The 14,481-nt window shown below is 63.6% G+C and carries 12 protein-coding genes; 7 read left to right on the top strand and 5 right to left on the bottom strand.

From position 1 onward, the window contains the following. The first annotated feature begins 42 nt into the window (after nucleotides 1-42). The 7 genes from HXS66_RS13130 (at nucleotide 43) to HXS66_RS13100 (ending at nucleotide 7,906) form a co-directional block, all read left to right on the top strand. Nucleotides 43-960, top strand: coding sequence for a glutamine amidotransferase family protein (locus HXS66_RS13130; protein ID WP_176503740.1), 918 nt, complete (start codon nucleotides 43-45; stop codon nucleotides 958-960). Continuing rightward, complete coding sequence (locus HXS66_RS13125; RefSeq protein WP_240499541.1) at nucleotides 960-1,646, top strand: protein glxC; 687 nt, start codon at nucleotides 960-962, stop codon at nucleotides 1,644-1,646. Before HXS66_RS13130 ends, HXS66_RS13125 begins: the two co-directional genes overlap by 1 nt. A gap of 14 nt (nucleotides 1,647-1,660) precedes the next feature. After that, nucleotides 1,661-3,001, top strand: a complete 1,341-nt coding sequence (locus HXS66_RS13120; RefSeq protein ID WP_077377081.1) for an FMN-binding glutamate synthase family protein — start codon at nucleotides 1,661-1,663, stop codon at nucleotides 2,999-3,001. A 687-nt stretch (nucleotides 3,002-3,688) separates the two neighbouring features. Further along, the gene (locus HXS66_RS13115) at nucleotides 3,689-4,375 is read left to right on the top strand and encodes a dimethylamine monooxygenase subunit DmmA family protein (protein ID WP_176503739.1); all 687 of its coding nucleotides are present in this window, start codon (nucleotides 3,689-3,691) and stop codon (nucleotides 4,373-4,375) included. Continuing rightward, nucleotides 4,360-5,304: a PDR/VanB family oxidoreductase gene (locus HXS66_RS13110; RefSeq protein WP_176503738.1), complete on the top strand. Its 945-nt coding sequence runs from the start codon at nucleotides 4,360-4,362 to the stop codon at nucleotides 5,302-5,304. The genes HXS66_RS13115 and HXS66_RS13110 overlap by 16 nt, the downstream gene beginning before the upstream one ends. A gap of 39 nt (nucleotides 5,305-5,343) precedes the next feature. Next, entirely contained in the window at nucleotides 5,344-6,399 is a 1,056-nt protein-coding gene (locus HXS66_RS13105) for a DUF3445 domain-containing protein (RefSeq protein ID WP_176503737.1), read from the top strand. A 103-nt stretch (nucleotides 6,400-6,502) separates the two neighbouring features. Further along, nucleotides 6,503-7,906, top strand: a complete 1,404-nt coding sequence (locus tag HXS66_RS13100; RefSeq protein WP_373996128.1) for an ammonium transporter — start codon at nucleotides 6,503-6,505, stop codon at nucleotides 7,904-7,906. A gap of 227 nt (nucleotides 7,907-8,133) precedes the next feature. On the opposite strand, the gene HXS66_RS13095 is transcribed toward HXS66_RS13100, so the two are convergent. From HXS66_RS13095 to HXS66_RS13075, 5 genes are all read right to left on the bottom strand, one after another. Continuing rightward, the gene (locus tag HXS66_RS13095; protein WP_176503736.1) at nucleotides 8,134-8,976 is read right to left on the bottom strand and encodes an IclR family transcriptional regulator; all 843 of its coding nucleotides are present in this window, start codon (nucleotides 8,974-8,976) and stop codon (nucleotides 8,134-8,136) included. Between the two features lie 141 nt (nucleotides 8,977-9,117). Beyond that, nucleotides 9,118-9,813 carry a sarcosine oxidase gene (locus tag HXS66_RS13090; RefSeq protein WP_176503735.1) on the bottom strand — a complete coding sequence of 232 codons (696 nt, stop codon included), beginning with the start codon at nucleotides 9,811-9,813 and terminating at the stop codon, nucleotides 9,118-9,120. Between the two features lies 1 nt (nucleotide 9,814). Further along, a complete protein-coding gene (locus HXS66_RS13085) occupies nucleotides 9,815-12,823 on the bottom strand; it encodes a 2Fe-2S iron-sulfur cluster-binding protein (protein ID WP_255303254.1) in 3,009 nt (1,002 codons plus the stop codon). Further along, nucleotides 12,820-13,131, bottom strand: coding sequence for a sarcosine oxidase subunit delta (locus tag HXS66_RS13080; RefSeq protein WP_054555966.1), 312 nt, complete (start codon nucleotides 13,129-13,131; stop codon nucleotides 12,820-12,822). Before HXS66_RS13080 ends, HXS66_RS13085 begins: the two co-directional genes overlap by 4 nt. A gap of 95 nt (nucleotides 13,132-13,226) precedes the next feature. Then, complete coding sequence (locus tag HXS66_RS13075; protein WP_084208837.1) at nucleotides 13,227-14,468, bottom strand: FAD-dependent oxidoreductase; 1,242 nt, start codon at nucleotides 14,466-14,468, stop codon at nucleotides 13,227-13,229. Nucleotides 14,469-14,481 lie beyond the last annotated feature (13 nt).

The following is a 14,481-nucleotide window of genomic DNA, read 5'->3' as shown; positions in this document are numbered from 1 at the left end:
CACCAGGCAGGAGACGCCTCCTGCCCGTGAGAGGACATCACCATGTGTGGAATCGTAGGGCTTTATCTCAAGAACCCGGCGCTGGAATCGCGCCTGGGGGAGCTGTTCGAGCCGATGTTGATCGCGATGACCGATCGCGGCCCGGATAGCGCCGGCTTCGCCATCTATGGCGACGAATTTGACGCTGGCATCAAGCTGACGCTGCAGAGCGATGGTGTCGATGAGGATTGGGGGGCGATCGCCAAGGGCCTGGGCGAGCAGGTCGGCACGGTGGCGGACTGGTTCAGCAATGCCAGTGTCGCGGTATTCAAGATCGCCGGGGAAGAGAGTGCCGTGCGCAGCTGGCTTGCCGACAGCGCCCCGCAGATACGCGTATTGAGCGTGGGGCAGAGCATCGAAATCCTCAAGGCGGTGGGCCTGCCGGCGCATATCGCCAGCCTCTATGGCCTCAAGGGCATGCAGGGCAGCCACATCATCGGCCATACCCGCATGGCGACCGAAAGCGCCGTGACCCTGCAGGGCAGCCACCCGTTCTCCACCGGGCGTGACCTGTGCCTGGTCCACAATGGCTCGCTGTCCAACCACAACTGGCTGCGCACCAAGCTCAAGCGTGAGGGCATCAGCTTCGAGACCGACAACGATTCCGAAGTCGCCGCCGGCTACCTGACCTGGCGTCTGGAGCAGGGCGACAGCCTGGAATCCGCGATCACCGGCGCCCTGAAGGACCTTGATGGCTTCTTCACCTTCACCATTGGCACCCGTGATGGCTTCGCCGTGGTGCGTGACCCGATCGCCTGCAAGCCTGCCGTGATCGCCGAGACCGATGACTACGTGGCCATGGCCTCGGAATACCGCGCCCTGGCCAGTCTGCCGGGCATCAAGGATGCCCGCGTGTGGGAGCCGGAACCCGGCCGCCTGTATCTGTGGGAAAAAGACACCGCCCGTTCGGAGGCCGCGTAATGATGAAGACTCACGATCTGGCCGTTGATGGGCTGCGCGAATTGAACCAGGCCTTGCACGATGCCGACACCCTGAAGGACGCGCGTGAGTGGCGAGTGGTCAATTCCGACGGCGCCCACAACATCGCCTGCGGCATCAATGACGCTATCAGTGTCGATATCGATGGCCACGCGGGCTACTACTGTGCGGGCATGAATCAGAAGGCCAGCGTCACCATCCACGGCAACACCGGGGTCGGGGTGGCGGAAAACATGATGTCCGGCTGCGTGCGGGTCAAGGGCGATGCTTCCCAGTCCGCGGGCGCGACCGCCCACGGCGGCCTGCTGATCATCGAAGGCAACGCCTCGGCGCGCTGCGGCATCTCGATGAAGGGCGTGGATATCGTCGTCAAGGGCAACATCGGGGCCATGAGTGCCTTCATGGGCCAGGCGGGGCGCATGGTGGTCTGCGGCGACGCCGGCGAAGGACTCGGCGATTCGCTCTATGAAGCGCGACTCTACGTGAAGGGCACGGTCGCATCGCTGGGCGCGGACTGCATCGCCAAGGACATGCGTGCCGAGCACCTGGAAGAACTGGCGGAGCTGCTGGCGAGTGCCGGAATTGATGAAGACCCGGCCAGCTTCACGCGTTATGGATCTGCGCGTCAGCTCTATCACTTCAAGGTCGACAACGCCTCAGCCTACTGATCAGGATGCCCAACATGACTGACGAAACTCAGACACAGCCTTACAACCCGGCACTGCGCGAATCCGCCACCTTCGGCCGCGATGTCATCCATGAGATCCAGCGCGCGGCGGAGACGGGAATCTACGATATCCGTGGCTGGGGCGCCAAGCGCAAGGTGCCGCATTTCGATGACCTGCTGTTCCTCGGCGCCAGCATGTCGCGCTATCCGCTGGAAGGCTATCGCGAGAAGTGCGAGACCGAAGTCGTGCTCGGCACGCGCCATGCCAAGAAGCCGGTCGTGATCAGCACGCCGGTCACCATCGCCGGCATGAGCTTCGGGGCCCTGTCCGCCCAGGCCAAGGAAGCCCTGGGGCGTGGCGCCTCGGAAATCGGCACCTCCACCACTACCGGCGATGGCGGTATGACCCCGGAAGAGCGCGGCCAGTCCTCGCGCCTCGTCTATCAGTATCTGCCATCACGTTATGGCATGAACCCGGACGACCTGCGCAAGGCCGATGCCATCGAAGTCGTGCTCGGCCAGGGCGCCAAGCCCGGCGGTGGCGGCATGCTGCTGGGGCAGAAGATTTCCGAGCGAGTCGCGGGCATGCGCACCTTGCCGCAGGGCATCGACCAGCGCAGCGCCTGTCGCCACCCGGACTGGACCGGCCCGGATGACCTGGCGATCAAGATTGCGGAACTGCGCGAGATCACCGACTGGCAGGTGCCGATCTACGTCAAGATCGGCGCGACCCGCACCTACTACGACGTCAAGCTGGCGGTGAAGGCGGGCGCGGATGTCATCGTGCTGGATGGCATGCAGGGCGGCACCGCCGCCACTCAGGATGTCTTCATCGAGCACGTCGGTATCCCGACCATGGCCGCCATCCCGCAGGCCACTCAGGCACTGCAGGAAATGGGCCTGCACCGTGAGGTGCAGCTGATCGTCTCCGGCGGGATTCGCAACGGCGCCGATGTGGCCAAGGCCATCGCACTGGGTGCTGATGCCGTGGCCATCGGTACCGCCGCCTTGATCGCGCTGGGCGACAACCATCCGCGTTACGCCGAGGAGTATCAGAAGCTGGGGTCCGCCGCCGGTTTCTATGACGATTTCCAGGATGGCAAGTGTCCGGCCGGTATCTCCACCCAGGACCCGGAGCTGAGCCAGCGACTGGACCCGGTCGCGGCCGGCAAGCGTCTGGCCAACTACCTGCGCGTGCTGACGCTGGAAGCCCAGACCCTGGCACGTGCCTGTGGCAAGTCACACCTGCATCATCTGGAGCCGGAAGATCTGGTCGCCCTGAATGTGGAAGCGGCCGCCATGGCACGTGTTCCGTTGGCGGGCACCAACTGGGTGCCGGGCCAGGGCGGTTACTGATGGCACGATCTCTATCGTGCGTGTGCCATTGCGCATGAGAGCGATCGTGCATGGCTGCCATTGCGCATGATTGTCATGGCAAAGCTGCGAAGCCTTTTGTCAGCAAGATCGCCGCAATGTTGTCCAGGAAAAATGTCGCAATGACAAGAACTCTGCTCCGGTTGATGTAGAAAAATATGACCTGACGATATTGAGTCATCAAAGCGCCTCACCCTTCGGTGAGGCGCTTTCTTTGGTGGTGAGTAAAATCAAGGAAAAAGGCCAATATCATGCAAGCGAAAGTGCATCAGAATGCTGACGGTGGAGAAGCGCGTAGTGTCGTGTCGATTGTGAGATCGTGATTCTCCCAAGATAAAGTTTTTCCATTCTTTCAGCATCTTGAAGACATTAAATGAGAAATATGTCAGGCGTAGCGATTGGCTTATGAGGTGAGGTTGGGTCAGGGCAATAATGGTGAATGCAAGCCGATATTCATGAGCTTTGTGTTCTGTTTTGGTGCGTGAATACCTCTATTGATTTTTCATATGTGAAATGGGGTTTTCAGACGATTTTGCCGGGCATGCGGGGTAATGATTTTGCCGTCAATGGCACGAAATATGCTCAAGAAATGGAGTGGTAGTCGAATGCACGTCATCGTCAAGACGGCGGCATTACAACAAGGACAATTTCTCAGAGCAGGGTCGTGTCATGAAAAGCCCGCAATCATCCTCTGTCACTGCCGGGATTCGAAGTCGGCAACACTATCCACGCATCGAGGCGCTGCCCGATGCCCAACGGTATCTGGTGGCATGCCAGTCTCCCGAGAGCCTGCCAGGCACTGGAGAGGCGGCGGGCAACGCCCGTCAGCAACTGCAGATGCATTGTCAGCTGATCAGTACGCTGCTGGGGCAGCTCGGTAGCCGCGAGGTGGGAGGCGCCGTGCAATCCGCTCCGGCAACAGAGGCGTTGCCCAAGGGGCTCGCCGACAGCGCCCGCCTGTATCGCTGGTACGACGTCGATGATCGCCCCCTGGCCTGCGATGCGCTGGCGGGTGCCATCGGCGAGGTAGGCGCGGCGGGGTGTCTGGTCATCATCGGCAGTGAGCATTTCGTGTGGCAGGTCGCCAATCTGGCTCAGCAGCAGGGGCTGCTGCTGGATGACATGGTGATGTTGCCGGTGGCTGCCCTGGGGCGGCATGTGTTCTGCGTGCACTGCCAGCAGGTCAGTGAGCACGTCATTCACTCGCCGTCAGCCTGTGATGGCTGCGGCCTGATGCTGGAAGTGCGTGATCATTTTTCCAAGCGTCTCGGCGCCTACATGGGCGTGCGAATCGATGCGGAAGCGCCGGGAGAGATTCCCTCACAGGAGGAGGTGGCACCATGTCTCGCTTCATGAAGGCGCGGGTCGCCGCGGTCGATCAGCTCAGCAGCAGCGTGCGCCGTCTCACTCTGGTGCCTGCCGATGAGGCCTCACCCTTCACGCCGTTCTCGCCGGGCAGTCATGTGGTGCTGGGCATTCCGGGAGAAGGGCGGGTGTGTCGCAACGCCTATTCATTGATCAGCCCGCCGGATGATCCCTCGCAGTACTGCATCGCGGTGCGTCGTCAGCCGGTCTCGCGTGGGGGCTCCGAAGCCATCCATTCCCGCGTCAAGGTCGGCGACGAGCTGGAGCTCAGCCCGCCGGCCAACCTCTTTCTGCCGCACTGGCAGGCGCGCCATCACCTGATGCTGGCAGGCGGCATCGGCATCACGCCGTTTCTCTCCTACCTGCCGGAATTGGAGAGGCGTGGCGCCAGCTGGGAGCTTCACCTGCGCAGCCAGGACCTCGACGTCGCCCGCTTCCCGGAGGCCGCGCCCTATCTGGCGAGTGGCAACATCACCCAGCACCGTCTCGAGCGTCCGAATCTGAAGGCCCTGCTGGCGCGTCAGCCCGACGGCACGCACGTCTACCTCTGCGGCCCGCAGGCCATGATCGATGCCGTGAAGGACGCGGCGCGCGAGCTGCACTGGAGTCTCGCGCGCATCCATCACGAGGTCTTTGCCGCCCCGGAACCGGGGACTCCTTTCACGGCCGTGGCGCGCGGCAGCGGCGTGGAAGTGACGGTCGGTGCCCAGGAATCCCTGCTGGAAGCGCTGGAGCGCAGCGGTGTCGAGGTGACGAGCCTGTGTCGCGGCGGGGTCTGCGGACAGTGTCGGGTCGAGATGCTGGAGGGGGAGGCGGAACACCGTGACGCCTTCCTCGATGAACAGGAGCGGGCCAGTCAGCGCTGCATGATGCCCTGCGTTTCCCGGGCACGCAGCCAGCGGCTGGTGCTGGATCTCTGAAACCGTCTTTCGCGAGATGGACCCCCAAGGAGCAGGAACATGCAATTTTCCCCGCGAGATGACCAGGCGTTCCATGGTCAGTTCACCTTCAAGAACTCCGACTACGCCATCCAGCGTTTTCCCTTCCCGTTCCCGGAAGATGAGTACCGTTACTCGGTCAATATCGAGCCGCATGTCTTGCCGGGCAAGCCGGGCTCCATCACCGAGCACATGCTGGATATCGATGAGCACTACCTGAGCGAGATCGCCGAGCGTGAGCGGGTGCTGGCCAAGGACCCCAGACGCTGCCTGGTGATGCCACACATGCAGCCGGCAGCCTGGGACTTCCTGGAATTCGTGATGACGCACTACGCCCGGGACTATCCGCAGGCCTTCAGTTTCGAGCGCGACGGCGATGACTGCGTGTGGCGCAACCATCTGCTGGGGCTGGAGCAGGCCTTTTGCATGGGTGATGCCACCAGCCTGCCACTGCCGCCACTGGACTATATCGGCCGTCAGATGCAGGGCGATATCGCGCTGCTCGACCAGCGCGACGGTGACCTCTTCATGGACGCCGGCATGATCACCTGTCCGGCGGACTGGTCACTGGCCTTCGATGCCGGCATGAGCTTCAAGCAGTGGCATGGTCCGGTGCCGCTGGCGCATGAGATGGGCGTGTTCGATCGCGCGCTCAAATACCTGTGCGCCATCCAGGTCGGCGGGCCGGTGCGACGCCTCAACTGGACCATGACCATCCATCCGCGCATGGACAGCTCCCCGGAGACCTATGCCGAGTGGGGCAGTGATCGCACCACCATCACCGCCGAAAACGCCGGTCGTGATGTGCATCTGCGCGTCGAGCTGCAGACGCTGGTGCGCATGCCGCGTAGTCATGCGCTGTTCTTCGGTATCCGCACCTATCTGATCAGCCTCGAGGACCTGTGTACCAACCCGGTCTGGCAGACGCGTCTGCTGAAGGTGCTGCATACGCTGCCGCCGGAGCTGATCGACTACAAGGGACTGACGCGCTATCTGCCCAGCGTGCTCGAGTGGCTGGAAGCCCGCGAGGCAAGCGTGGCGGCCATGGCCGAAGCGACGGCGCAGGCAGCGGTCTAGGCCACGCTCTCGGCAAGCTGCTTCTGGCAGACAGCTCCTGATAAAGAGCTCTTGATAAAGAGCTCTCGGCCAACCGCTCTCGGCGCCGAGGGCGTGATAGGGAATGGATCGCAAGCCACTGACCACAGCGCTTGCGGATAACAACAAAGGGGAAACGCTGGTGAATATCGATGTGCTGCAACTCAGCTACGCGCTGGATACGTTCTACTTCCTGATGTGTACCGCGCTGGTCATGTTCATGGCCTGCGGCTTCGCGATGCTGGAATCCGGGCTGGTGCGCTCCAAGAATACCGTCGAGATCCTGACCAAGAATGCGCTGCTCTACGGCATCGCCTGTCTGGTGTTCCTGGTGGTGGGCTACAACGTGATGTATCCCGGTGACAACGCCATCAGCAGCGTGATTCCGGGGCTGTCGTTCATGCTCGGCGCTGACAATACCCTCAGCGACATCAGTGCTGGCGAAGGGGCGGTCTATTACTCCAGCATGGCGGACTTCATCTTCCAGGCGGTGTTTGCCGCCGCGACCATGTCCATCGTCTCGGGGGCCGTGGCGGAACGCATGCGCCTGTGGCCGTTTCTGATCTTCGCGGTGGTGATGGTCGCGGTCATCTATCCGGTGGAAGGCTACTGGAAGTGGGGCGGCGGTTTCCTGGATGCGATGGGCTATCAGGACTTCGCAGGCTCGGTGGTCGTGCACATGGCGGGCGCGGCGGCGGCATTGGCGGCGGTGCTGCTGGTCGGTCCGCGCAAGGGGCGCTACGGCGTGGACGGCAAGGTACGTGCCATTCCGGGTGCCAATTTGCCGGTCGCCATGCTGGGCATGTTCATCCTGTGGATGGGCTGGTTCGGTTTCAATGGCGGCTCGATGCTCAAGATCGCCAGTCTCGATGATGCCAACAGCGTGGCGCGTATCTTCGTCAACACCAATGCCGCGGCCTCGGCAGGGATGGTGGCCGCGGCACTGCTGTCACGCGCGATGTTCGGCAAGACTGACATGACCATGGTGATGAACGGCGCGTTGGCCGGTCTGGTCTCGATTACTGCCGAGCCGTTGCTGCCGTCTGCCGGCCTTGCGGTGCTGGTCGGTGCGGTAGGCGGCATCATCGTGGTGCTGTCGGTGGTGGGACTGGACCGTCTCAAGATCGATGACCCGGTCGGTGCCATCTCCGTACACGGCTCCGCCGGCCTGTGGGGCATCATGGCAGTGCTGTTCTCCAATCCGGACGCCGCGTACGGTACCCAGATCCTGGGCACGCTGATCATCTTCGTCTGGATGTTCGGCGCAAGCTTGGTGGCGCTGCTGGTGATCAAGAAGGTCTGTGGTGGCCTGCGTGTCAGCGAGGAAGAGGAACTGGAAGGCATGGACATGCACGAATGTGGCATGGGGGCCTACCCGGAATTCGTGAACATGTCCTCCCCGTCACAGGGAGAAGGCACTGCGTCCGGGCATGCCGGCAAGGCGAGCGCTGCAGTTCCGGCTGCGGTGCTCAAGGGGGCGGCGCGTTGAGTCTGCCCCCCAAGTGCTGGATTCCCCGAGTGAGGTGAGTCCTGTCAGCGTGTGATACGAGAAGGCCCGCCAATTGGCGGGCCTTCTCGTGTTCCAGGGGGAGCGTAAGGGGAAAGGGTGGGCAAGGGATGGGGAAAGGAGGGGGAAACAAGAGGGAAACAAGAGGGAAACAAGAGGGATGATGGACGTCCCGGGAGAACAAGCAGCGACCAGCAGGAAACTGCCTGTCAGCGGCGGTGCAGTCCCCCCAGCTCATGATTGATATGGCGGGCGCAGTCCATCAGCGCGCCGCGCAACAGCAGGCGCCGGCGCTCGTCGGCCATCATCGCATCGGGGCCCGAGATATTGATGGCGCCCACCAGATGGCCGGTGTGGTCATAAAGCCCCGTGGCGATGGCGGTGGCGTAGTCGGAGCGACTTTCCACCCATCCCTGGCGGCGAGCTTCCTCGATGGCATCCTTCAATGCCGGCAGGTTCTGGGGCGCCGGCGGTGGGTAGTCATCCAGGCGGATCTGGCGGTAGAGCTGCTGCAGTTCATCCTCGCCCAGCACCGTGAGCAGGATGCGCCCCATGGCGCTGACATGACACGGCAGACGGGAGCCGATGGGGATGTTGACCGACATGCGCTGTGCGGCGAAGGCGCGGTAGAGATAGATGGCATCCGTGCCCTCACGCACGCTCAGGTGACATGACATGGTGGTCTGATCGCGCAGGGTGTCCAGGTGGGGTGCCACTACCTCGACCAGGTCACGACTGGCCAGATAGCTGAAGCCCAGCGAGATGACCTGTGGCCCCAGTTCATAGGTGTTGCGAGCGATCTTCTTGAGATAGCCCATGTCGGTGAGGGTGATGACGATACGGTAGATGGCCGAATTGGTGGTGCCCAGTTCCTCGGCGAAGTCATTGGTGGTCAGCACCTTGCGCCTGCTGCTGAACATCTCGAGGATTCTCAGCCCGCGAAACAGCGCCGGCACGGTGTAATCATTCTCGCGAGCAGGCGCGGTCGAGAGCGATGGGTCATCGGTCACGACATCCTGCCTGGAAGGGAGCGAGGCGTGGGAATCGGGCATACCTGGTTCCTTTTGCTGCGTATGGCGAGCCGTAGGTGAAACGCAGTCTCCCCGTCGCTGCCTGGAAGTCAGACAACGACGGGGAGCGGGTGACAACGTGAGAGGCATGCGCGAGCGGATGCCAAGGTTGCGTCGCAATCGCTAGCCGTGATGATGGGCCAGCAGGGCAGCGGCTGTCACGGTCTGCCCCGAGTATTCGCGCATGGCATCGAGCATGACGCCCCACAGATAGTGGCTGGAGGCGATGTCGAACAGCAGGTGGAAGCAAGGGCACTGATGGCTTCCCACGTTGACGATGATGGCATTGGTGCGTGCCACCGAGGTCTGGGCGACGCTTCCCGGCGGGAAGGCCTCGCTGCGCAGATCCACTCCACACAGCTTGGCCATCAGGGCGGGCAGGGTGATGCCGCTCAGGCTGAACCAGGCGTGGGAATCACGCCGTGGCAGGGAATGCACGCGCATGCCCTGGGCCAGCGCTTCATCCGCCTGCGCCATGAGCGGCAGCTCGGCCACGCCCGCATCGGGAGTGATGGCCGGCGTCAGTTGCAGAAACTCGCCCACTGACAGCCTGACCAGCCAGCTGCCATCCGTCTGGAGCCTTGCCGTATTGGGCGTATCCGGCACCGTGAAGCCCAGCGAGGCCAGCCAGTCGGCGGCCTCGCGGCCGCGGACGCCTGCGCGTCCCAGGGCGCTCATGTCGGCGAGCGCACAGTGGCTGGTGGCCGGCGTCATGTCACTTGAGCTTTCGGCGGTCGACGCGCCAGTGAGGCTTGCCGGCAGTGCACAGCGCGCCAACGCCGTGGCGCCATCCAGGTGGACCGTCATTGATGTCGTCATTTCACAGCTCCTGGCGGGCAGACTTGGGATCAAAGAAGGGCAGTGCCACGACCTCGGCCTGGACCAGTACGTCGCCCTGGGTGCGGATGGTGATCTTGCTGCCGGGCGTACTGCTGTCGATTCCGGCGTAGGCCAGGCCGATGATGGCACCCAGCGTCGCGCTGTATTCACACGAGGTCACGTTGCCGGTGATATCGCCACCGGGCTTGGCGGCGTCGGCGCTCTGCTCCCCGCCGCTGAGCACCAGCTGACCTTCCAGCGGTTGCGGGCTGTCCTTGGGCAGCATGAAGCCGACCAGCTTGCGGGTCTGGGGCTGGGCGGCAAGAATCTCGATCGCACGACGGCCGACACAGAAGGGCTTCTTGTGGCTGACAGCCCACTCAAGGCCGATCTCGCCGGGATGGCTCATGCCATCGGTATCCTGACCGATGATGATGTGACCTTTTTCGAGGCGCAGCAGACGCTGGGCCTCGACACCGAAGGGGCGGATACCAGCTTCCTTGCCCGCCATCATCAAAAGATCCCACAGCGCTTCGCCGAAACGGCTCGGCACGTGGATCTCGTAGCCCAGTTCACCTACGAAGCCGACCCGCAGCAGGCGGGCGGGAATCCTGCCCGATGTGCCCAGCAGCTCGGTCTCGAGATGGCCGGTGCGCAGCTCCAGATAGGGGAAGGCCTGGGGGCTCAGGTCGATGTCGCGACACACCTTGCTCAGCACCTCACGGGCCTTGGGCCCGGCCAGATTGACGGCGCAGTAAGCGGCGGTGACGTTGGTGATATCGACATCGAGTCGCCACTGGGCATTCCACTTCAGCATCTGCTGGTAGACACGGTCCACGCCGCTGGTGGTGGCGGTGACATAGAAGTGTTCCTCACCGAGGCGGCACGAGACGCCATCGTCGATGATCACGCCTTGCTCGTTGGCCATGGTGGCGTAGCGCGTGCGACCCACCGGCTGCTTGAGGAAGGCGAAGGTGTAGAGGCGGTTGAGCAGCTCGGCGGCATCCGGCCCGCGCAGCTCGATGCCACCGAGGGTCGAGACATCGATCAGGCCCACGCCGTTGCGCACGGCCAGCGCCTCGGTCTGCATGGCGTCATTGCGCTGCTCGGGGCGGCCATAAAAGGCCGGGCGCGCCCAGTGGCCGGCCGGCATCATGCTGGCACCGAGAGCCAGATGGCGCTGATGCATCGGTGTCTGGCGGTAGGGGTCGAAACTGCGACCGGCCAGCAACGGCAGGGGTTCGGCCACGAAGGGCGGGCGCGCGGTGGTCACGCCGGTCTCACTGACGGTACGTTGCGTGGCCTCCGCGACCAGGCGCGCGGCTGGCAGTGCCGAGTGACGACCCTGTGACGGGCCCATGCCCAGTGTAGAGAAGCGCTTGACCAGCTGGATGTCGCGGTAGCCGTGGCGGGTGGCATTGAGGATATCGCGAATCTGCAGGTCTTCATCCAGATCGACGAATTCCTTGCCCTTGGGGTGCGCGAACAGCGGCCAGCCATGCTGACGGAAGGGACGTGATGGCGTGATGGCTGCCGGCTCATTCGCCTCCGGCGTGACATCCACGACCTTGCCTGCGGCGGCAAGCCCAGCCAGTGCAGACCTGGCGGCACGCTGGCCATCGGCGATCACGTCCTTGAGGTGATAGAGGCCATTGGCGGAGCCCGCCATGTGCAGGTGTGCCGGCAGGCCGCTGAGGCTGAAGCGTGCATCGTCATCCAGATAGGAGAGCTTGGCACCCGCCTGGCAGGCCAGCTGATAGACCGGCATGTAGCCCGCCGTCATGCAGACCAGATCACAGGGGATCACCTCTCCCTCGGTGGCCAGTTCGCCGCGCGCGATGATCTTGCGTACCTCGACGCCCGTGACGTGATGCAGCGACTTCTCCGCCTGCGCCTCGAAGATGGCGTGCTCGAGCTTCAAGGCGATGCCGCAGTGGCGCACCGCATCGGCAAGGCTTGCCTCATCGGGCTGGGCGCGCATGTCGAGCAGCGCGACGATGTTGACGCCGTGCTCCATCAGGTCCAGCGCGGCCAGATAGCCATCATCGCTGCCGGTGATCACCACGCCTTGCTTGCCCGGCAACACGCCATAGTGCTGCATCAGGCGCTGGGCGGCACTGGCGAGCATGATGCCCGGCAGGTCGTTGTTGCGAAATACCACCGGCTGATCGAAGGCGCCGCTGGCGAGAATGCATTCCTTGGCGCGCACCTTGTAGAGGCGCTTGCCGCGGATCACCGGCAGGTAGTTGTCGGTGAACCAGGCATTGCAGGTCGCTTCGGTCATCACGTCGATGCGCGGATGCGCCGTGACGGCCGCGCTCAGCGTCTGCAGTGTCTGGTTGGCCTCATGGCCTTCGGCGTCGAAGCGCGCATAGGTCAAGGCGCCGCCGAGCAGACGGCCCTGTTCGACCAGCAGCACGTTGGCGCCACCCTCGGCAGCCCCAAGCGCCGCCGTCATGCCCGCCGGGCCGGCGCCCACCACCACCACGTCGTGGAACAGATAGGCCTTGTCGTGATAGTCGCCACGCACGTCCAGATTCAAGGTCCCGAGCCCGGCCTTGCGGCGAATCAGCGGCTCCCAGTACTTCCAGACGCCCTTGGGCTTGTAGAAGGCGCGGTAATAGAAGCCCACCGGCATGAATTTCGAGAACTTGCCCAGTCGCATGTCGCGGTCATTGTCCAGACTGCCATTCACGTTCTGAGCTGTGACCTGCAAGCCGCTGCTGATCTGGCGCTCATCGCCCAGCACGTTGGGCTCATCCGGCAATTGCACCAGGGTGTTGGCATCCTGGCCGGCAAAGGTCAGGGCGCCGCGCGGGCGGTGATACTTGAAGGAGCGCGACAGCAGCCAGCGGCCATTGGCGGCCAGGGCGCTGGCGATGGTGTCGCCGGCAAAGCCCTGATAGCTCTTGCCGTCAAAGCTGAAGGTCACCGGCGTGTCACGGTCGATCAGTCGGCCCATCGGGGCTGGCAGACGTGCGCCTCGGGTCATGGGGACTCTGGCGTTCATGCGCGTTCTCCCGAGCTATCCGTGGTGTGCAGTGGAAACTCCACGCGCTGGGTGAAGCGCTCGGAGGGATCGAAGGTGCGCAGGATCTCGTCGGTCACGGTGTGACGCTCGGCGAGAAACCAGTAGCTGGAGGCGGCGTGCATCCACCATTCGGTGACGACACCGGCGGTGTTGTCGCTGAAGAAGACGTAGTCGGCCCACTCGCGATCACTGCAGGTATCGGGGTCTGGCATGTCGGCAAGCTCGCCGCCATACACGAATTCGCTGATATTTCGGGGCCCATTGAGTGGGCAGGGCATGATCTTCATCGCGGAAATCCTTGACCGTTGTTCTTGTACATCCAGCGTGGGGTGCGCATTCCCGGGCAGTCATCGAGCCTTGTAGGTCGAGCCGTCGCGAGGCATCAGTGGCTGGCGGCAGTCGCGCCCATCTCGTTGACTTGACGGAAGCGCGCGAAGCGTTCCAGCGCGAAGGGGGCGATCAGGTCCGGGGTCTTGCCGCCGGAGGCGACCAGTTCGGCCATGGTCTTGCCGCAGATCGGCGTCGCCTTGAAGCCCCAGGTGCCCCAGCCGGCATCCAGGTAGTAATTCTCGACGGGGCTTTCGCCCATGATCGGGCTGTAGTCCGGCGTCATGTCGGTCGTGCCTGCCCATTGGCGCATCAGGCGGGCCTGGGACAGGAAGGGGAACATCTCCAGCGCCGCGGCGATCAGGCTTTCCTTGAGGTCCAGCGTCGAGCGGGTGTTGTAGAGCGGGTAGGGGTCGGAGCCACCGCCGAACACCACCTCGCCACGGCTGGTCTGCTGCACGTAGCAGTGCAGGGCCGAGGAGCTGACGAGCGGATCGAGAAACGGCTTGAACGGTTGGGTGACCATCGCCTGCAGCGGGTAGCTGATGATGGGCATGGTAAAGCCGGCCTTGCTGGCGAGCACCGAGCTGTGCCCGGCCACCGCCTGCACCACGCAGCCACATTGCACGGTGCCGCGATTGGTCTTCACCGCGCGGATCTTGCCGCCTTCGACCACGAGGTCCTGTACCTCGGTGAGCTGGTGGATCTCGACACCGCGCTTGGCGGCCTCCTTGGCGTATCCCCAGGCGACGGCATCGTGCCGCGCAGTGGCACCATCGATATGCCACAGGCCCGCCATGACCGGCAGGTGGCCGGGGTCCAGGTTCAGGCTCGGTACCAGCTCGCGGATCTGCTGGCGATCCAGCATCTCGGTGCGCCCACCGAAGTGGGTGTTGACCTCGGCGCGCTGACGGAAGGCCCGCACGGTGGAATCGGTATGCGCGAGGGTCAGCTGGCCACGCTCCGAGTACATGATGTTGTAGTCGAACTCGTTGGACAGTCCCTGGAACATGCGCACCGATTCGCTGTAGAAGCGCACGCCTTCCGGGGTCAGATAGTTGGAGCGAATCACCGCGGTGTTGCGCGCGGTGTTGCCGCTGCCCAGGTAGGCCTTTTCCAGCACGGCGATATTGGTGATGCCGTGATACTTGGCCAGATAGTAGGCGGTGGCCAGGCCGTGTCCGCCGCCGCCGATGATGACCACATCGTAGCGGGACTTCAGCTCCGTGGGCGGTGGGAGGTCGACTTCGGCCGGATACTCGGAGGACAGGCCGTACTTGAGCAGGGAAAAGGGCATCATTCACTCCCGG

This window comes from Cobetia sp. 5-11-6-3, from assembly GCF_013374055.1.
In the GTDB taxonomy this organism is placed as follows: Bacteria; Pseudomonadota; Gammaproteobacteria; order Pseudomonadales; family Halomonadaceae; genus Cobetia; species Cobetia marina.
Note: the sequence above shows the minus strand (reverse complement) of the source record. Positions and strands in the feature narration are given on the sequence as shown.

What these genes read in the sequence shown, in the direction of transcription:
- HXS66_RS13080 (WP_054555966.1), bottom strand. Translation starts at nt 13,131, where the DNA reads ATGAAGATCATGCCCTGCCCACTCAATGGGCCCCGAAATATCAGCGAA.
- HXS66_RS13110 (WP_176503738.1), top strand. Translation starts at nt 4,360, where the DNA reads ATGTCTCGCTTCATGAAGGCGCGGGTCGCCGCGGTCGATCAGCTCAGC.
- HXS66_RS13115 (WP_176503739.1), top strand. Translation starts at nt 3,689, where the DNA reads ATGAAAAGCCCGCAATCATCCTCTGTCACTGCCGGGATTCGAAGTCGG.
- HXS66_RS13075 (WP_084208837.1), bottom strand. Translation starts at nt 14,468, where the DNA reads ATGCCCTTTTCCCTGCTCAAGTACGGCCTGTCCTCCGAGTATCCGGCC.
- HXS66_RS13085 (WP_255303254.1), bottom strand. Translation starts at nt 12,823, where the DNA reads ATGAACGCCAGAGTCCCCATGACCCGAGGCGCACGTCTGCCAGCCCCG.
- HXS66_RS13090 (WP_176503735.1), bottom strand. Translation starts at nt 9,813, where the DNA reads ATGACGACATCAATGACGGTCCACCTGGATGGCGCCACGGCGTTGGCG.
- HXS66_RS13125 (WP_240499541.1), top strand. Translation starts at nt 960, where the DNA reads ATGATGAAGACTCACGATCTGGCCGTTGATGGGCTGCGCGAATTGAAC.
- HXS66_RS13120 (WP_077377081.1), top strand. Translation starts at nt 1,661, where the DNA reads ATGACTGACGAAACTCAGACACAGCCTTACAACCCGGCACTGCGCGAA.
- HXS66_RS13095 (WP_176503736.1), bottom strand. Translation starts at nt 8,976, where the DNA reads ATGCCCGATTCCCACGCCTCGCTCCCTTCCAGGCAGGATGTCGTGACC.
- HXS66_RS13100 (WP_373996128.1), top strand. Translation starts at nt 6,503, where the DNA reads ATGGATCGCAAGCCACTGACCACAGCGCTTGCGGATAACAACAAAGGG.
- HXS66_RS13105 (WP_176503737.1), top strand. Translation starts at nt 5,344, where the DNA reads ATGCAATTTTCCCCGCGAGATGACCAGGCGTTCCATGGTCAGTTCACC.
- HXS66_RS13130 (WP_176503740.1), top strand. Translation starts at nt 43, where the DNA reads ATGTGTGGAATCGTAGGGCTTTATCTCAAGAACCCGGCGCTGGAATCG.